At 60.9% G+C, this 16,062-nt stretch carries 19 protein-coding genes; 16 read left to right on the top strand and 3 right to left on the bottom strand.

Annotation, left to right across the window (positions count from 1 at the left end; all coding sequences use genetic code 11):
• The first annotated feature begins 22 nt into the window (after positions 1 to 22).
• The 3 genes from PIB16_RS15155 to PIB16_RS15145 all read left to right on the top strand — a co-directional run bounded on the left by PIB16_RS15155 (position 23) and on the right by PIB16_RS15145 (position 3,056).
• Positions 23 to 931 (top strand): dihydrodipicolinate synthase family protein, encoded by a 909-nt coding sequence (locus PIB16_RS15155; protein WP_125144661.1) that lies wholly within the window; start codon positions 23 to 25, stop codon positions 929 to 931.
• Positions 932 to 981: 50 nt separating this feature from the next.
• Positions 982 to 1,707, top strand: a complete 726-nt coding sequence (locus PIB16_RS15150) for a polysaccharide deacetylase family protein (protein ID WP_271045803.1) — start codon at positions 982 to 984, stop codon at positions 1,705 to 1,707.
• 257 nt (positions 1,708 to 1,964) lie between these two features.
• Positions 1,965 to 3,056, top strand: a complete 1,092-nt coding sequence (locus tag PIB16_RS15145; protein ID WP_271045802.1) for a bifunctional transcriptional activator/DNA repair enzyme AdaA — start codon at positions 1,965 to 1,967, stop codon at positions 3,054 to 3,056.
• A gap of 246 nt (positions 3,057 to 3,302) precedes the next feature.
• Here the strand turns inward: PIB16_RS15145 and PIB16_RS15140 are convergent, their stop codons facing one another.
• Positions 3,303 to 4,478, bottom strand: a complete 1,176-nt coding sequence (locus PIB16_RS15140; RefSeq protein ID WP_142846564.1) for an AI-2E family transporter — start codon at positions 4,476 to 4,478, stop codon at positions 3,303 to 3,305.
• An 86-nt stretch (positions 4,479 to 4,564) separates the two neighbouring features.
• Positions 4,565 to 5,425: a VOC family protein gene (locus PIB16_RS15135; RefSeq protein WP_142846565.1), complete on the bottom strand. Its 861-nt coding sequence runs from the start codon at positions 5,423 to 5,425 to the stop codon at positions 4,565 to 4,567.
• Between PIB16_RS15135 and PIB16_RS15130 the strand changes: the two genes are divergently transcribed.
• The 5 genes from PIB16_RS15130 to PIB16_RS15110 all read left to right on the top strand — a co-directional run bounded on the left by PIB16_RS15130 (position 5,408) and on the right by PIB16_RS15110 (position 8,151).
• Positions 5,408 to 5,617 carry a hypothetical protein gene (locus tag PIB16_RS15130; RefSeq protein ID WP_223215700.1) on the top strand — a complete coding sequence of 70 codons (210 nt, stop codon included), beginning with the start codon at positions 5,408 to 5,410 and terminating at the stop codon, positions 5,615 to 5,617. The two genes, PIB16_RS15135 and PIB16_RS15130, sit on opposite strands and share 18 nt — an antisense overlap.
• Positions 5,618 to 5,704: 87 nt before the next feature.
• Positions 5,705 to 6,115, top strand: coding sequence for a universal stress protein (locus tag PIB16_RS15125; protein WP_003522284.1), 411 nt, complete (start codon positions 5,705 to 5,707; stop codon positions 6,113 to 6,115).
• A 120-nt stretch (positions 6,116 to 6,235) separates the two neighbouring features.
• Complete coding sequence (locus PIB16_RS15120; RefSeq protein WP_035260908.1) at positions 6,236 to 6,556, top strand: TraR/DksA family transcriptional regulator; 321 nt, start codon at positions 6,236 to 6,238, stop codon at positions 6,554 to 6,556.
• Between the two features lie 311 nt (positions 6,557 to 6,867).
• Positions 6,868 to 7,536 (top strand): PAQR family membrane homeostasis protein TrhA, encoded by a 669-nt coding sequence (gene trhA / locus PIB16_RS15115; RefSeq protein ID WP_271045801.1) that lies wholly within the window; start codon positions 6,868 to 6,870, stop codon positions 7,534 to 7,536.
• A 117-nt stretch (positions 7,537 to 7,653) separates the two neighbouring features.
• Positions 7,654 to 8,151 carry a GNAT family N-acetyltransferase gene (locus PIB16_RS15110; RefSeq protein ID WP_020813168.1) on the top strand — a complete coding sequence of 166 codons (498 nt, stop codon included), beginning with the start codon at positions 7,654 to 7,656 and terminating at the stop codon, positions 8,149 to 8,151.
• 210 nt (positions 8,152 to 8,361) lie between these two features.
• Here the strand turns inward: PIB16_RS15110 and msrB are convergent, their stop codons facing one another.
• Complete coding sequence (msrB, locus tag PIB16_RS15105; protein ID WP_003522288.1) at positions 8,362 to 8,769, bottom strand: peptide-methionine (R)-S-oxide reductase MsrB; 408 nt, start codon at positions 8,767 to 8,769, stop codon at positions 8,362 to 8,364.
• Between the two features lie 200 nt (positions 8,770 to 8,969).
• Here msrB and PIB16_RS15100 point away from each other — a divergent pair, with 200 nt between their 5' ends.
• The 8 genes from PIB16_RS15100 to ros all read left to right on the top strand — a co-directional run bounded on the left by PIB16_RS15100 (position 8,970) and on the right by ros (position 15,793).
• Positions 8,970 to 11,354 carry a putative monovalent cation/H+ antiporter subunit A gene (locus PIB16_RS15100; protein WP_271045800.1) on the top strand — a complete coding sequence of 795 codons (2,385 nt, stop codon included), beginning with the start codon at positions 8,970 to 8,972 and terminating at the stop codon, positions 11,352 to 11,354.
• Positions 11,351 to 11,770: a Na(+)/H(+) antiporter subunit B gene (locus PIB16_RS15095; RefSeq protein ID WP_078051574.1), complete on the top strand. Its 420-nt coding sequence runs from the start codon at positions 11,351 to 11,353 to the stop codon at positions 11,768 to 11,770. The genes PIB16_RS15100 and PIB16_RS15095 overlap by 4 nt, the downstream gene beginning before the upstream one ends.
• On the top strand, positions 11,770 to 12,147 hold the full coding sequence (locus PIB16_RS15090; RefSeq protein WP_003509263.1) for a Na+/H+ antiporter subunit C: 378 nt from the start codon (positions 11,770 to 11,772) through the stop codon (positions 12,145 to 12,147). The genes PIB16_RS15095 and PIB16_RS15090 overlap by 1 nt, the downstream gene beginning before the upstream one ends.
• An 18-nt stretch (positions 12,148 to 12,165) precedes the next feature.
• Entirely contained in the window at positions 12,166 to 13,743 is a 1,578-nt protein-coding gene (locus tag PIB16_RS15085; RefSeq protein WP_271045799.1) for a Na+/H+ antiporter subunit D, read from the top strand.
• Entirely contained in the window at positions 13,740 to 14,219 is a 480-nt protein-coding gene (locus PIB16_RS15080; RefSeq protein ID WP_003522293.1) for a Na+/H+ antiporter subunit E, read from the top strand. The genes PIB16_RS15085 and PIB16_RS15080 overlap by 4 nt, the downstream gene beginning before the upstream one ends.
• Complete coding sequence (locus PIB16_RS15075) at positions 14,216 to 14,602, top strand: cation:proton antiporter (protein ID WP_003522294.1); 387 nt, start codon at positions 14,216 to 14,218, stop codon at positions 14,600 to 14,602. The genes PIB16_RS15080 and PIB16_RS15075 overlap by 4 nt, the downstream gene beginning before the upstream one ends.
• A complete protein-coding gene (gene mnhG / locus PIB16_RS15070) occupies positions 14,599 to 14,931 on the top strand; it encodes a monovalent cation/H(+) antiporter subunit G (protein ID WP_003522295.1) in 333 nt (110 codons plus the stop codon). The genes PIB16_RS15075 and mnhG overlap by 4 nt, the downstream gene beginning before the upstream one ends.
• 433 nt (positions 14,932 to 15,364) lie before the next feature.
• Positions 15,365 to 15,793, top strand: coding sequence for a MucR family transcriptional regulator Ros (gene ros / locus PIB16_RS15065; RefSeq protein ID WP_003509257.1), 429 nt, complete (start codon positions 15,365 to 15,367; stop codon positions 15,791 to 15,793).
• Positions 15,794 to 16,062: the final 269 nt, after the last annotated feature.

Here is a 16,062-nt window from a genome sequence, read left to right as displayed (position 1 = left end):
GATCGAAGCGAGGGAGATGGGCATGGCGACACGATTCAAGGGACTTTCGGCTTTTCCGATCACGCCGGCCGACGAGGCCGGGCAGGTCGACACGCAGGCCTTTTCCGCCCTCATCGAGCGGCTTGATGCGGCCGAGGTGGATTCCATCGGCATTCTCGGCAGCACCGGCATCTATATGTATTTGTCGCGCGCGGAGAGACGTCGCGCCATCGAGGCCGCCGCCGCCATCCTCAAGGGCAAGCGCATATTGATGGCCGGCGTCGGCGCATTGCGCACCGATGACGCCGTGGCGCTGGCCAGGGATGCGGAAGCGGCCGGCGCGGATGCGCTGCTGCTCGCGCCCGTATCCTATACGCCGCTGACGCAGGAAGAGGCCTATCACCATTTCGCCGCCGTGGCGGGTGCGACGGCGCTGCCGCTCGCCATCTACAACAACCCGACGACGACGCGGTTTTCCTTCAGCGACGAGCTTCTGGTGCGGCTTGCCTATATCCCCAATATCCGCGCCATCAAGATGCCGCTGCCGGCCGATTCCGATTATGCGGGCGAACTTGCGCGGCTGAGGCCGAAGCTGGGGCAAGATTTCGCCATCGGTTATAGCGGTGACTGGGGCTGCACTGAGGCCACGCTTGCCGGCGGCGACACATGGTATAGCGTCGTCGCCGGTCTGCTGCCGGTTCCGGCCCTGCAGCTGATGCGGGCGGCTCAGGCCGGCAATCAGGAAGAGACAAAGAGAATCGATGCGGCCTTCCAGCCGCTCTGGGCGCTGTTTAAGGAATTCGGCAGTATCCGCGTGGTTTATGCCGCCGCCAACATCCTGTCGCTCACGGTGAGCGAACCGCCCCGGCCGATCCTGCCGCTCACCAGCGCCGAACGCCAGCGGGTGGAAGAGGCGCTGGAGGCCCTGTCGGCACTGGAAATCGCGCCTTAATTCGGGCGCTTTGCGGGCGGATTGCCACCTCTCACACTCCGGAACATAAAATGCTGCGTCGCCTCTTCACCGTCACCCTGTTTTTCTGCGCCTCTTCCGCCGCCTTTGCGGGGACCGGCCTTGTCGAGCCGACGCTGAAAATGTCGCCGCAGCATGACGGCAAGGTGCGGGTGGCGATGACGCTGGACGCCTGCATGGGCAAGACCGACCACCGCATTCTGGATACGCTGGTGAAGGAGCGCATTCCGGCGACGATCTTCGTCACCGCCCGCTGGCTGAAACATAATAGCGAGGCGCTGGCCACGCTCATGGCGCATCCGGACCTCTTCGAAATCGAAAACCATGGCGAAAACCATGTGCCGGCAGTGGATAAGCCGGTTTCCATCTACGGCATCGCCGCCGCCGGCTCTGAAGCGGCGGTCGAGCAGGAAGTGGAGGGCGGCCGTCAGGCCATCGTCGCCGCCACCGGCCTCCAGCCGCAATGGTTCCGTGGCGCGACGGCCAAATACACAGGCTCATCCATGGCCACCATCAACCGGCTGGGCATGCGGGTGGCTGGTTATTCCGTCAATGGCGATGGCGGCTCGCTGCTGGGGGCGGCCGCGACGGCGAAACACATCGCTTCCGCCAGGGATGGCGATGTCATCATCTCCCACATCAACCAGCCCACCCATGAAGCGGGCGAGGGCGTGGTGAAGGGCCTTCTGGCGCTGAAGGCGCGCGGCGTGATTTTCACAAGGCTGGACGATCCGTCCTTCGCACCGCCGGGGAATTGATCCGCAAGGTTGCCGCCCGTTTCTTCTCCCCGTCGGGGAGAAGATGCCCGAAGGGCAGATGAGGGGGCAAGCTCCCCGCATCTCTCCACCGTCGCCCCCTCATCCGGCGCTGCACGCCACCTTCTCCCCGGCGGGGAGAAGAAATATGCCGCACCGGCTTGGCCAAACGGCGTGGACGAAACGAGCCGACAACATCCCTCACATCCATGCCCGTTTTTCGGCGGCGTGCTGCTTAAATTTGCGCTAGCATACTTCCCATGATGCTGTTCAAACGCCCCGACACCGAAACGCTCTATTCCGCCCTTGTGAACAAGGACCCCGCCTATGAGGGCGTGGCCTATGTGTGTGTGACGTCGACGAAGATTTTCTGCCGCTTCACCTGCACGGCGCGCAAGCCGAAGATCGAAAACTGCCGGTTCCGCGAGACCATCGCCGAATGTCTGGAAGCCGGTTTCCGCCCCTGCAAACGCTGCAAGCCGATGCTCGCCTATGGCACGGCCGATGAGACCGTGACATCGCTGCTGACGGCGCTGGAAAACGAACCGGCGCGGCGCTGGCGCGAGGAGGATGTGGTGGCGATGGGCCATGATCCTTCCACCGTGCGTCGCACCTTCAAGCGCCGTTTTGGCATGAGCTTCTTGGAGATCGCCAGATTGCGGCGGGTAGGCGATGCGGCGGAAAGCCTCGCTTCCGGCGAAGCGGTGATCGGCGCGCAGATCGATGCCGGTTACGAATCCGGCAGCGGTTTCCGCTCCGCCATCAACCAGTTTTTCGGCTCATCGCCCGCCGCCATGAAAGGCAAGGGGTTTTTGAAGGGTGACTGGATCGATACGCCGATCGGCCCGATGCTCGCCGTGGCCGACGATCATGCCCTGCATCTCCTCGAATTCGCCGACCGGCCGGCGCTTCCGGCCGAGCTGAGGCGGCTGAAGACGCGCACCGGCGCGGATATGGTGCTTGGCCGGACGGCTGTGACCGGCCAGATCGAAGCGGAACTCAAGGCCTATTTCGCCGGGCATTCGGCCGCCTTCGAAACGCGGCTCGCCGGCCACGGCACACCCTTCGAGCGCGACGTCTGGCGCAACCTGCGGGAAATACGGGCGGGTGAGATCGTCAGCTATTCCTCCCTCGCAACCGCCATGGACAGGTCATCCGCCGTGCGTGCGGTGGCCCGCGCCAATGGCGCGAACCAGATTGCGATTGTCGTTCCGTGCCACCGTGTACTGGGCGCGGATGGCAGCCTGACCGGCTATGGCGGCGGTCTGTGGCGCAAAAAATGGCTGCTAGAGCATGAGCGCCGCATGGCGAGCGCGCAGATTGAGGCGCAGGGAATGCCGCTCGCTTCCTGAGCGGTCTGACTGCTGGTTTTCATGAGATTGTCGATTGACGGCCGGCGGGTGTGGCTTACCCCCCTCTGCCCTGCCGGGCATCTCCCCCTCAAGGGGGGAGATCGGCAGGACGCGCTAACGCCGTTTCATTCTCAACGTTGAGATGGGCGAAACCTCGCCGCAGATCGATCTCCCCCCTTGAGGGGGAGATGCCCGGCAGGGCAGAGGGGGGTAAACCCCACGCGCCGGCCGCCGGAAAACCGCCGGTCAATCCGGCAGTTTGGGCACCACCCGGCGTGAGGGGAAGAGTTCCCGCGTCACCGTCATGACGATCAGCGACAGCGGCAGCGCCAGCATGGCCCCGGCCGCGCCCCACATCCACGTCCAGAAGATGATCATCACGAAGACGAGGAAGGGGTTTATCTCCATGTTGCGGCCCACCACCGCCGGAAAGGCGAGGTTTTCCATCAACAGGTGAATGGTAAAGAAGATCGCCGCCGGCAGCAGCGCCAGAATGATGTTGTCATGGGTGATGATGCCCGCCACCGTCAGCGAAATCGTCATGGCGGTGATGCCGAGAAACGGCACGAAGCTGGAGAGAAAGGCGAAGAGCCCCCACAGAAGCGGCATGGCCAGTCCGCCGAAATAGGCGATGACCACCATCGTCACGCCCAGCCCGGCATAGATCAGCGCCGCCGTGGCGAAATAGGTGCCGAGCACCTCTTCCACCGAACCGATGATACGGATGGTGCGAAGCCGCTGGTGGCGGGCCGGAAAGGCCATGATGATCGCCTTGCGCAGCCGCAGCCGGCTATAGAGGAACATCAGCAGCGCGGCGAGAAAGATCAGGCCCTGAATGACGGCGGGCGTGATGTTGGCGCCGAGCAGCGAGATGATTTCACCGCTGCGCGAAATCAAAGATTCCATCGACATCGAGCCCAGACTGAAGCTCGCCGCCGAAATATTCAGCCATCTGAGGCTTTGCAGATAGGGCAGGAAACGGTCGATGCTGCGCTCCACCAGCGCCGGCCCTTCCGAAGCGAGAAGCGAGAGCGGCTCGGTCAGCGAATTGACCACGAAGAACATCACCGCCGCCACGAGGCTCGATAGAATGAGCGCGACGCCGAAGCCGGGAATGCCGTAGGAACCGAGCTTTTCGGCGGCGATGCCGAGAATCATGCCCACCACGATGGCCATCACCACCGGAATGAGGATGAGCGACAATTCGTGGATGACCGCCATCAGCATGATGAGGAAGATGCCGATCACCGACCAGGCGACGACCACATCCAGCGCTTCGCGGCCAAGCGGCTGCTGGCTGCGCACATCGTCACGCCGTGAGCCGGAAGCTGGCACCTCCAGCGGGTCCGCTCTTGTTGCCGCAGCGTTTGCCGCGGTGTTGACCAAGCTGCCGGTCTTGTCCGGCCTGGCATTTTCATTCATCGAACGGTCCCCCAATAAGGTGACAAACGTTCGAAAAATGTGGCGGTTCCGGGGCGGCGAAAATTTCCGCGGCCCCTTTTTTGCGTTTAGGCGGAAAGCTTTAGGCCGATGCCCCACGGATCTTTGAGGACAATGCCGTCACTTTGCCGCTCTGTGGCGATTTCCAGCCGGTCGAGTGCGGCAATCGCCGTCTCAAGCGCGGCCGGCTCGTTGAATGTCAGCGAATAGCCGGAAAGGCCGGTCATGTTGTCCTTGCGGGCCATGGCTCCACGGCTGTTCCAGATATTGGCGGCCACATGGTGGTGATAGGCCCCGGAGCCGAAGAAGCTCGCGCCGGGATAACGCGCCATGATCTTCAGCCCCAGCACATCCTGATAAAATTCATCCGCCTGCGGAATATTGCCCACCTGCAGATGGATGTGGCCGATGGCTGTTCCTTCCGCCGCCCCGGTAAAGGCCGTCTTCGGCGCGCTGTCGTAAAGCGCCTGAAGGTTGAGGCCGAGGGTGGCCATCTCCACCGTGCCGTCCTGCTGGTAGGTCCATTCATCCGGCGAACGGTCGCGATAGACTTCGATGCCGTTGCCTTCCGGGTCGGCAAGATAGATCGCCTCGCTGACCAGATGGTCGGACGCGCCCTGAAACTGGACATTGTTATGGGCGGCATGCGCCAGCCAATGGGCCAGATCGTTCCGGCTCGGCATCAGGAAGGCGGTGTGGAACAGGCCTGCGGCGTTGCGCGGCGCGCGTTCCGCCGTGCTGGAGGTTGAAAGCGTGAGCAGCGGCTGGCCGCCGACACCCAGCACTTCACCGCTCGGGTTCTTTTCAAGAACGGAAAGGCCGATGATCTTCTGGTAGAAATCCGAAACGCGCGGCAGATCGTGAACGACGAGATGCGCCTGGCCGACATAGGCCGGCCGCGTCAGGGCGAATTGTTTGATTTCACTCATCATGATCTCCATATTGAATCCGAAGCGCCCTGGGGCGGATCGGTCGCCGAAACCATCGGCCGACGCCGCTTTGCGGCGTTTGTCGAAGGCGAATATGGGCTGGTTTCGTCGTTCAGCAAAGATCGTCGTCTGGCGATTGACTGTCCACTATTCGTTGACAATGCCCCGTTCCGGCCCGGCTCCGGCTTTTGACTTCGATCAAGGTGAAGGCCGTGCCTAAGGGGAAATATAAGCCTAGCCCGACACGCTAAACGGCGGATCAAGCCAAAGGAGACAGCCATGTACAAGAAGATCATCGTACCGGTAGACCTCAGCGCCACCGACAAGGGGGAAAAGATTCTCGAAAAGGCCAAGGCGCTTCTGGACCCGGACGGCGAGATCGTTCTCATCAATGTTGTCGAGGAACTGCCGGGCTATATGGCGATCGACCTGCCTGTCGACCTGATCGAAAACGCCATCAAGGACGCCAAGACCAAGCTTTCGGACATCAAGACCAGGGCCGGTTTCAAGGGCAGCCAGGAAATCAGAAGCGGCGCGCCCGCGCGTGAAATCATCGCCGCCGCCGAGGAGCACAAGGCCGACCTCATCATCATCGCGTCGCACACGCCGGATTTCAGCAATTATTTCATCGGCGCCACCGCCGACCGCGTGGTGCGCCACGCCAAATGCTCGGTGCTGGTGGACCGATAAAAGCCTGACGTTTTAGCATTGCGGGCGGGTTTTCCGCCCCCAAGCATTCCAAGGAAAAGTGGGATCCAGTTTTCCGTCTGGAAATGCGACGATACAAGAAGATTGGCTGGAGGAAAAAACATGAATGTCGAAAGTTACGAGAAAATCCTGCGTGACCGCCAGCGCGAGCTTTATCGCCGCCTGCACAAAATCGAAGCCGATTTCGAAGAGCCTCGCAATCCCGATGACGAGGATCGCGCCACCGAACGCAGCAATGACGAGGTGCTGGACGAGCTGGGGCAGGTGGGTCAGGACGAGCTGCGCGCCATCGACGCAGCCCTCGACCGTATCGCCAGCGGCACCTTCGGCACCTGTGTCAAATGCGGCAAGCGGATTTCGGAGGATCGGCTGAAGGCGGTGCCCTATACGCCGTTTTGCCAGGAATGCGCTGCGGCGTTGTGAGGGGTGAACGACCTTTCCTCCGTCATGCCGGACCTGATCCGGCATCCAGCCGACGCGCGTCTGCGCGGCGAGAGAGTTCTTTCAGCCCAAGGACTTGGGCTGGCTGGATACCGGCTCAGGGCCGGTATGACGGTGTGTAGGTACGACAACCTGAAAAACTCATCCTTATCGCCAGGGAACGTCGCCTGCCCCCAACCTCTCCTTTCGCAACAGCCTCGAACGCAATTTGATTGCCGTTAACCGGGCGCTGTCTTGTTCCTGTCTAATATTGTCTCCATGCTTTGAGGAAAGCACGCAGACGGGATTGGACTATGAGCGATTTGTGGCGGTTCGGGCGCCAGTATGATTTTCACGAGATTGTCGCCGATGGCATCGTCCATGGTGTCGGCATCGTGTTTGCGCTTATCGGTGCCACGGCGCTGATTTTCTACGCGACCGCGTGGGGGACGCTCAGCGCGATCGCCGCTGCATGGATTTACGGTCTCGGCCTCGTCGCCTGTCTTTCCGTGTCTTTCACCTACAATATCTGGCCGCACTCGAACGTAAAATGGTTCCTGCGCCGGCTGGATCATTCGGCGATCTTCATTCTCATCGCCGCCACCTATACGCCCTTTCTGATGCGCGGCATCCAAGATCCGCTGATTGCCGTCATGCTGGGGCTGATCTGGCTTGCGGCGCTGTGCGGCATCCTTCTCAAATGCCTGTTTCCCGGCCGTTACGACCGGGTCGCCATCGGCCTTTATCTCGCCATGGGCTGGAGCGGCGTCATGGTGGTCGGGCCGCTGTCGTCGCATCTGGCACCCGTCACGCTCTGGCTGATCGTCGCCGGCGGCGTCATCTATTCGCTCGGCGTCATCTTCCATGTCTGGGAAAAGCTGCGCTTCCAGAATGCCATCTGGCACGCTTTCGTGGTCGCCGCCGCCGCCGTTCATTATCTCGCTGTGGTCACCTCCTTCAGCCTCGTGCCGCTGGCATCCTGAAGAATGCGCCCCGATGGCGGGATGGGTACTGGACAGCCATTCGCATCATCGCCTAATCCTCGTGCAGATGGCGGCCGAAAATACCGCCGCTGCGAGCAGGAAAAAGGGTGAACGACAATGAGCGTGCAACTGCGCGACGCGACCGTGGACGATCTCTCCGGCATCATGGAGATTTACAATGATGCGGTGCTGAATACGACCGCGATCTGGAACGACGTGCTGGTCGATCTGGAAAACCGCAGGGAATGGTTCGCCGCCCGCAAGTCACGCGGCTTTCCGGTCATCGTCGCAATCCTCGACGGCAAGGTCGCAGGCTACGCTTCCTATGGCGACTGGCGCGCTTTCGACGGTTATCGCCACACCCGCGAACATTCGGTCTATGTGCATAAGGATGCGCGCGGCCACGGCATCGGCAAGAAGCTGATGCAGGCGTTGATCGATCATGCCTCCGGCAACGACGTGCACGTGCTGATCGCCGCCATCGAGGCGGAAAACACCGCCTCCATCCGCCTGCATGAAAGCCTCGGCTTCAGGGTCGTCGGCCGGTTTTCGGAAGTGGGCACCAAGTTCGGCCGCTGGCTGGATTTGACGTGTATGGAACTGAAGCTGAACTAGTTCCCGGGCGGGTTGCCTAGAGAAAGCGGCTCCGGCGCGGGCGTTCAACCTCTCCTCCGTCATCCTTGGGCTTGTCCCAAGGATCTAATCACGTCGAATTAAGTCAACGGGTTGCAGATCCTCGGGACAAGCCCGAGGATGACGCTGAGTGCTTGGGGTGGACGTCCGCAAGCCGACGTCGCATGCCGCATAGGCGTTACCATTGCCCAATCAAACCGGCTCGAACACCATCGAATGGCCGTTGATGCAATAACGCAGGCCGGTGGGCTTCGGGCCGTCGGGGAAGACGTGGCCGAGATGGCCGCCGCAATTGGCGCAGCGGATTTCCGTGCGCACCATGCCGTAGCTGGCGTCGCGATGTTCCGTCACGGCGCCCGGCTTTACCGGTTCGAAATAGCTCGGCCATCCGCAGCCGGCATCGAATTTCGTATCGGAGAGGAACAGCGGCTCGTCGCAGGCCGCACAGCGATAGAGGCCTTTCTGGAATGTATCCCAATAGGGCCCGGTGAAGGCGCGCTCGGTGCCGTGTTCGCGCAGGATGCGATATTGCTCCGGCGTCAGCTGTTCACGCCATTCGGCATCGCTTTTTTTGATTTTTGGGGATGTCAGATCGCTCATGGAATGATCCTTTCTGTTCCCGCCTCAAATAGTCATCGCGGAGGCGGATTGAAAGGGGCGACGCCTCATAACGCGTTCGTTATGGGCCGGGAGTGTCGATTTGGGTTGAGATGGCTTTGTCTATGCCTTAACTGGAAAAATCGATTTTAAAGAACGCCATTATTGGCGCGCAGGGGTGGGGGACATCCCGGGAGATGTGAATGACATCAGATGTCACGCCGTTGACATTCCTGTCGCTGTTTCTGCCGTTCCTGGCAGCGCTTGCCGCACCCGTCCTGGTTAAAAGGTTCGGTCACAATGCGGCGTGGGTCCTGGCGATTGCGCCTGCTCTCGCTTTTGCGCATTTTGCGCTGATGCTGCCCGAAATCGCGGCAGGCGGGGTGGTGACAGGCGGTTATGCCTGGGTGCCGAGCTTCAATCTCAGCTTCTCCTGGTTCATCGATGGCCTGTCGCTGACCTTTGCGTTGCTGATCACCGGCATCGGCCTGCTGATCGTGCTTTATGCGGGCGGTTATATGAAAGGCCATCCGCAGCAGGGCCGGTTCCTGTCCTTCCTGCTGCTTTTCATGGGGGCGATGCTGGGCGTCGTGGTTTCCGACAGCCTGCTGATGCTGTTCGTTTTCTGGGAACTCACATCCATCACCTCCTTCCTGCTGATCGGCTTCGACCATGAGCGCGCCGCCTCGCGCCGCGCCGCGCTGCAGGCGCTGGTGGTGACGGGCGGCGGCGGTCTGCTGCTGCTCGCCGGGCTGATTTTCATCTGGGATATCAGCGGCTTGACGCAGCTGTCGATGCTGGTGCGCGGCGGCGATGTCTTGCGCGACAGCCCGTTTTATCTGGCCGCGCTGCTTCTTGTTCTCGGCGGCGCCTTCACCAAGTCGGCGCAGTTTCCCTTCCATTTCTGGCTGCCCAACGCCATGGAAGCGCCAACGCCGGTCTCCGCCTATCTGCATTCGGCAACCATGGTGAAGGCCGGCGTCTATCTGCTGATGCGCCTCAACCCGGTTCTCGGCGATACCGCCGCCTGGCAGATCCTGCTGCCCTTCTTCGGCGGGCTGACCATGCTCACCGGCGCGCTGCTGGCCGTGCGCCAGACCGATCTCAAGCTGATGCTCGCCTATACGACGGTGTCGTCGCTCGGCCTGCTGGTCATGCTGACGGGTTTCGGCTCCGACCATGCCATCGAGGCGGCGGTGCTTTATCTGGTGGCCCATTCGCTGTTCAAGGGCGCGCTCTTCATGGTCGCCGGCATCATTGACCACGAGACCGGCACCCGCGACGTGACGAAGCTCGGCGGCCTGCGAAAAGCCATGCCGATCACTTTTGCGGCGGCGCTGGCGGCTGCGATTTCCATGGCCGGCCTGCCGCCTTTCTTCGGTTTTCTCGCCAAGGAAGAGATTTATTACGCGCTGGCGCATGGCAATCCGCGCGCCGTGCTGTTCACCGGCATCGCCATCCTCGGCAACGGGCTGATGTTCGCCGTCGCCTTTGCGGTGGCGCTGAAACCCTTCCTCGGCAAGCCGGTGAAGACTCCGAAACACGCGCATGAAGGTCCGCTACTGCTCTGGCTCGGCCCGGCGCTTCTGGCGCTGAAGGGGCTGACCATCGCTCTGTTCTCCGGCATCGCGCATTTCTACGTCTCGACACCCATGGCGAGCGCCATTGCCGGTGAGGTGCGCCCGGTGGAAATCTCGCTCATTCCCCATATCGGCGTGCCGCTTGGCCTGTCGCTGCTCACCATCGCGCTCGGCATCGTCCTTTATACGCAGCTTTCCGCCGTCCGTGGACTGATCGACCGCACCTTCAAGGCGCTGGGGGCAGGGCCGGACAGGGGCTTTGACGTCTTCATCGAAATGCTGGTGAAAGTCTCGTTCCACATCACCCGGCTCATTCAGCCGGGCAGGCTGGAATTTTACGTCACCGCCACCTTCGCCGTCGTCGCCGCCGTGCTGCTTGTGCCGCTGTTCCTTTATGGCGAATTGCCGTCCATGCCGTCATGGCCGCGCGATATGCCGGTCCATGAGCTGACTTTCATCGCGATTGCCGTGGCGGGGCTCATCGCAGTGTTGACGGCGTCGAGCCGACTCACCGCCATCATCGCGCTCGGCATTCAGGGCTTTGCGGTGGCGGTCATCTTCCTGCTCTTCGGCGCGCCCGATCTGTCCTTCACCCAATTCATGGTCGAGACGCTGTCGGTGGTCATTCTGACGCTGGTGATGACGCGGCTTCGCCTGTCGCCGTCAGACCATCGCGGCCTTGGCCAGAAGCTGCTGGACAGCACCATCGCCATCGCCTGCGGAACCGGCTTCGCTTTGTTCCTGATGCGCGCGACCGAGGCGAGCTTCGACAACCGCCTGACGGATTTCTACAACACCTATTCCAAGGTCATCGCCCACGGCGCCAATGTGGTCAACGTCATCATCGTCGACTTCCGTGGCACGGATACGCTCGGTGAAATCGCGGTGGTGATGATAACGGGTCTCGCCATTCTCGCGCTGATCCGCATCCGCCCGGCTGCTGCCATCAAGGGAGTCGCTGTCAAGGGATCGGCCAAGACCGCGAAGAAGAAAGGAGCGCGGGCATGAACACGCTCATTCTGCGCACCGTCGCCCCTGTCGTCACCAGCCTCATGGTGCTGTTTTCCATCTTCGTCTTGCTGCGCGGCCATAATGAGCCCGGCGGCGGCTTCATCGGCGGCCTGATCGCGGTCTCGGCGCTGGCGATCTATGGCATCGCTTATGGCGTCACCGCAGTCAGGCGCGCCATCATGTTTCATCCGCTGTCGATTGCGGGGGCGGGGCTGCTGCTGTCCATGTTTTCCGGCCTCGTTTCCATCGCCGCCGGCGTGCCCTTCATGACCGGGCTGTGGGTTTATCCGAACCTGTTCGGTGTCGAAATACCGCTCTCCACCGTCATGTCCTTCGATATCGGTGTCTATCTCGTCGTGGTCGGCGCCATCACCTCCATTGCGCTGGCGCTGGAAGAAAGGGAAAGCGACTGATGGAAGCGGTCTTCTCCATTCTCGTCGGCATCTTCTTTTCGGTGGCGATTTATCTCATGCTGTCGCGCCACAGCATCCGCATGCTGCTCGGCATCGCCATTCTCGGCAATGCGGTGAACCTCTTGCTGTTCACGGCAGGAAGGCTGACGCGCGAAGTGCCGCCGATCATTCCGCCCGGCATGGATACGCTGCCCGCGGGTGCGGCCAATCCGCTGCCGCAGGCGCTCATCCTCACGGCAATCGTCATTTCCTTTTCCTTCTTCTGTTTCCTTCTGGTTCTGACCTGGCGTGCGTTTCAGGAACTACAGACCGACGATACGGACGAAATGCGCACCGCAGAACCCGCAGGCGAGCCCTTGCCGCCGCTCGGTTATTGAGCGGCGAGGCTGAGACACATGGCATCCTCCACCACATCCGCAGTCACCGACCTTTCCGCAGCGCTCGTCACGACGCCCGTGCCGCTGTCCGACTGGCTGATCATTCTTCCCATCGCGCTCTGTATTGGCGCAGGCGCGGTGCTGATGATGATGCGCCACGCCATCCGCCACCACGCGACCGTCGCCATCGCGGCGCTGTTCCTGCTGGTGCTGCTCGATGCCGCGCTTTTGTGGAAGGTCGCCACTGATGGCCCCTTCACCATGGTCATGGGCCGCTGGCTGCCGCCCTTCGGCATTGCCTTTACCGCCGACCTGACGGGCGCGCTGCTGTCGCTTGCCGCGGCCATCGTCGCACTGGCGGGCGCCATCCATGCCGGCGCGGATATCGACGCCAGCGGCAGGCGCTACGGTTTTTATCCCTTCCTGATGCTCTTGATGGCCGGTGTCACCGGCGCTTTCCTGACCGGCGACATCTTCAACCTCTATGTCTGGTTCGAGGTGCTGCTGATCTCGTCCTTCGGCCTGATCGTGCTCGGCTCGACGCGCGAGCAGATCGACGGCGCGCTGAAATACGCCGTTCTGAACCTCATCGGCACGACGCTGTTCCTGATAACGGTCGGTTATCTCTACGCCATCTTCGGCACGCTCAACATGGCCGATATCGCGCAGAAGGCGACCGGGCTGCGGGAGACCGCGCCGCTGATGACGCTTGCGAGCCTGTTCGCGCTCGCCTTCGCCATGAAGGCCGCCGCCTTCCCGGTAAATTTCTGGCTGCCCGCTTCCTATCACACGCCGCGCATTGTCGTTTCCGCCCTGTTCGGCGGCTTGCTCACCAAGGTCGGCATCTATTCGCTGCTGCGCGTCATGGTCATGCTGTTTCCGGTCGAGCGGGAAGAACTCAGCATCGTCATCGCCATCTCGGCGGCGTTGACCATGGTGCTCGGGGCCATGGGCGCGCTCGCCCAGAACGATATCCGCCGCATGCTCGGCTATATCGTCATATCGGGTATCGGCTACATGATGGCCGGCATCGCCATCGGCACGCCTTCCGGTGTCACCGGCGCCATTTTTTACGCGCTGCATTCCATGGTGCTGATGACGGCGCTTTATCTCGCCGCCGGCCATGCGGCCCGCCTCGGCGGCGGTTTCAGCCTCACCTCGCTTAGAGGCCTTTACCAGCAGGCTCCGTGGTTTTCGGCGCTGGCGCTGGCGCTGTTTTTCGCCGGTTCCGGCCTGCCGCCCTTTTCCGGCTTCTGGCCGAAGGCGGTGCTGGTCAAGTCGGCGATCGATATCGGCGCCTGGTGGCTCGCCGGCGCCATCCTCGCCTCCGGTTTCATCGCCACCATCGCTTTCGGGCGGATATTCCTTTTGTGTTTCTGGCGTCCCGTTGCGGCATCCACCGGTCAGCCTTCCGTGCCGCAGGCATCGCCCTCGGCAGCGCCGTCTTTCGCGCCGCTGGTGGGGCTGACGTTGCTGGTGGTATTTTTCGGCCTGTTTCCGGAAAGCCTGCTCAATCTCAGCCAGCAGGCGGCCGCAGGCCTCGGTAATCCGCAGGCCTATATCCAGTCGGTCTTTACCGAAGGGGGCAAACCATGAGCCTCTATCTCGTACAATTGCTTTTCGTTGCCGTATGGCTCGCCGTGACGGGCAGCGTCACGCTCGCGAACATCATTTTCGCCCTTGTCGTTTCGACGCTGGCGCTCGGCATCATCCGCCACCAGCTTCCCGGCGGGCGCAACCACTGGCTCAGGCTTGTCCGCGTGCTCTCGCTGGTGCTGCTGTTCTTCAAGGAGCTGGCGCTCTCGGCATGGAAGGTCGCCGTGCTGGTGACCCGGCCGAAGCTCGACGTGCAGCCCGGCATTTTTGCCTATCCGCTGACGGTGACGACCGATTTCGAGATCACGCTGCTCGCCAATCTCATCACGCTCACGCCGGGCACGCTGTCGGTCGATGTTTCGGCGGACAGGAAAACGCTTTACGTGCACGCGATCGACTGCAGCGATATCGAGGCCACGAAAAACGACATCCGCAACGGCTTTGAAAGAAAGATCATGGAGGCGTTTCAGATATGACGCCGGAACAAATAGTTTCATTTGCAACTATACTTGCATCGGTTGTTCTGTCGGCCGCCTTTTTGCTGACAGTATATCGCGTCGTCGTCGGCCCCACCTTGCCGGACCGTATCGTTGCGCTCGACATGCTGGTGGGCATCGCCATCGGCTTTATCGCAGTCATCGCCATCCGCACCGGCTTCAATCTTTACGTCGATATTGCGATTGCGCTCGGGCTGGTCGGTTTTCTGGCAACGGTTGCCTTCGCCCGCTTCGTGCTGTCGCGCGGCCCGGACGGCCGGCGCAGGCCGGCGGCGGTTCTCGATGGCGAAAGGGCATCTGAAGCCATTGAAAAAAATATGGAAAAAGGTGTCGCCAACAGAAAAGGAAAGGGCAGGCGATGATGGCTTGGATCGTGGCTATTCTGGTTGCGGCGCTGTTGGTCTCAGGCGCCATCTTCTCGCTGATCGCGGCAATCGGCCTCAATCGGCTGCCGGATGTCTATACCCGCATGCATGCGGCTTCCAAGGCGGGAACGGTGGGGTCCGGCCTTCTGCTTCTGGCTGTCGGCATTCATTCCATGGAAATATCGACGCTGGCGCGGGCGCTCGCCGGTTTTTTCTTCTTTGTCCTTACCGCGCCGGTCTCGGCACATCTTCTTGCCATGGCCGCTCACAAGGCAGGTTATCCGCTTGCCGTTAAATCGGTAGTTGATGACATCAAGAAAATTTGAAGTTGAAAATCCCCCCAATAATTGGGGGTATTCATTTTCAATTGCTACTTGGCATAGTATTTTATTACCCGTAATTTTTTGTATTCCGATTAGACTGTTTTGAACTGAAAAATTCACAATAGGAATTTGACTTTTGCTGTTTTGCTGTTATCCAAATTAAGTGTAAAGTTGCTAATCGCGATTTGCATCTAGCCTCTTCATAGTCGGCATAGGCATTTTATTAATGTCTAATCTATGGCCCATCGGACCATTGCTGCCCATGTCGCGGGCCATAAGTTGAATCTCGGACCAATTCGTTTCCGGTTTTCGCTCGAAATCTAGGGGTAGGTTTCATGTTGGTTTCAACAAGGCGAAGGTGGGGCACCGGGTAACTTCACATCGCTCGATGCGGCGTTCGCCCGCGTCAGGGGATTAATAAACAGGAGATACTTAAATGACGGAAACTGCATACGGTAACGCCCAGGATCTGCTGGTCGAACTGACTGCGGATATTGTGGCTGCCTATGTTAGCAACCACGTCGTTCCGGTAACTGAGCTTCCCGGCCTTATTTCGGATGTTCACACGGCACTCAGCGGAACATCGGCACCGGCATCGGTGGCGGTCAATGTCGAAAAGCAGAAGCCTGCCGTCTCTGTCCGCAAGTCGGTTCAGGATGACCACATCGTCTGTTTGGAATGTGGCGGCTCTTTTAAGTCGCTCAAGCGGCATCTCACGACGCATCACAGCATGACGCCGGAAGAATATCGCGAAAAATGGGACCTGCCGGTCGACTATCCGATGGTTGCGCCCGCCTATGCCGAAGCCCGCTCGCGGCTCGCCAAGGAAATGGGTCTCGGTCAGCGCCGCAAGGCCAGCCGTTGATTTTAAAGACGGTCCGGCTGCTGTCCTGACAGATAGCCGGAAGTCGCAAAGCAATACGGCCGGTCTTTTGACCGGCCGATTTCGTTTCTGGGGTTCGAAGACCTCACCTCCGTCCTGCCGCCCCCGTATCCCGCATCCAGCTTTGGCGCGCCTGCGCCGTGAGAGGGGTCTTTCGCGATCGAGAACTGCATCGCACCAGACCCGGGAACCGGTTCTCGACCGACTTTTTATGTCGCTCAAAATTTCGATTGAGGAAAAAAATCCTTTAT

This window comes from Agrobacterium sp. ST15.13.015 (genome assembly GCF_027871645.1).
Taxonomy (GTDB): Bacteria; Pseudomonadota; Alphaproteobacteria; order Rhizobiales; family Rhizobiaceae; genus Agrobacterium; species Agrobacterium leguminum.
This window is presented reverse-complemented; position numbering and strand designations above follow the sequence as displayed.

Excerpts from the sequence above, each read along its gene's own strand:
- msrB (WP_003522288.1), bottom strand. The coding sequence starts at position 8,769 with ATGAGCGATCTGACATCCCCAAAAATCAAAAAAAGCGATGCCGAATGG.
- PIB16_RS15155 (WP_125144661.1), top strand. The coding sequence starts at position 23 with ATGGCGACACGATTCAAGGGACTTTCGGCTTTTCCGATCACGCCGGCC.
- PIB16_RS15145 (WP_271045802.1), top strand. The coding sequence starts at position 1,965 with ATGATGCTGTTCAAACGCCCCGACACCGAAACGCTCTATTCCGCCCTT.
- PIB16_RS15125 (WP_003522284.1), top strand. The coding sequence starts at position 5,705 with ATGTACAAGAAGATCATCGTACCGGTAGACCTCAGCGCCACCGACAAG.
- PIB16_RS15120 (WP_035260908.1), top strand. The coding sequence starts at position 6,236 with ATGAATGTCGAAAGTTACGAGAAAATCCTGCGTGACCGCCAGCGCGAG.
- PIB16_RS15090 (WP_003509263.1), top strand. The coding sequence starts at position 11,770 with ATGGAAGCGGTCTTCTCCATTCTCGTCGGCATCTTCTTTTCGGTGGCG.
- PIB16_RS15085 (WP_271045799.1), top strand. The coding sequence starts at position 12,166 with ATGGCATCCTCCACCACATCCGCAGTCACCGACCTTTCCGCAGCGCTC.
- mnhG (WP_003522295.1), top strand. The coding sequence starts at position 14,599 with ATGATGGCTTGGATCGTGGCTATTCTGGTTGCGGCGCTGTTGGTCTCA.
- PIB16_RS15095 (WP_078051574.1), top strand. The coding sequence starts at position 11,351 with ATGAACACGCTCATTCTGCGCACCGTCGCCCCTGTCGTCACCAGCCTC.
- PIB16_RS15150 (WP_271045803.1), top strand. The coding sequence starts at position 982 with ATGCTGCGTCGCCTCTTCACCGTCACCCTGTTTTTCTGCGCCTCTTCC.
- trhA (WP_271045801.1), top strand. The coding sequence starts at position 6,868 with ATGAGCGATTTGTGGCGGTTCGGGCGCCAGTATGATTTTCACGAGATT.
- PIB16_RS15080 (WP_003522293.1), top strand. The coding sequence starts at position 13,740 with ATGAGCCTCTATCTCGTACAATTGCTTTTCGTTGCCGTATGGCTCGCC.
- PIB16_RS15140 (WP_142846564.1), bottom strand. The coding sequence starts at position 4,478 with ATGAATGAAAATGCCAGGCCGGACAAGACCGGCAGCTTGGTCAACACC.
- PIB16_RS15100 (WP_271045800.1), top strand. The coding sequence starts at position 8,970 with ATGACATCAGATGTCACGCCGTTGACATTCCTGTCGCTGTTTCTGCCG.
- PIB16_RS15075 (WP_003522294.1), top strand. The coding sequence starts at position 14,216 with ATGACGCCGGAACAAATAGTTTCATTTGCAACTATACTTGCATCGGTT.
- ros (WP_003509257.1), top strand. The coding sequence starts at position 15,365 with ATGACGGAAACTGCATACGGTAACGCCCAGGATCTGCTGGTCGAACTG.
- PIB16_RS15110 (WP_020813168.1), top strand. The coding sequence starts at position 7,654 with ATGAGCGTGCAACTGCGCGACGCGACCGTGGACGATCTCTCCGGCATC.
- PIB16_RS15135 (WP_142846565.1), bottom strand. The coding sequence starts at position 5,425 with ATGAGTGAAATCAAACAATTCGCCCTGACGCGGCCGGCCTATGTCGGC.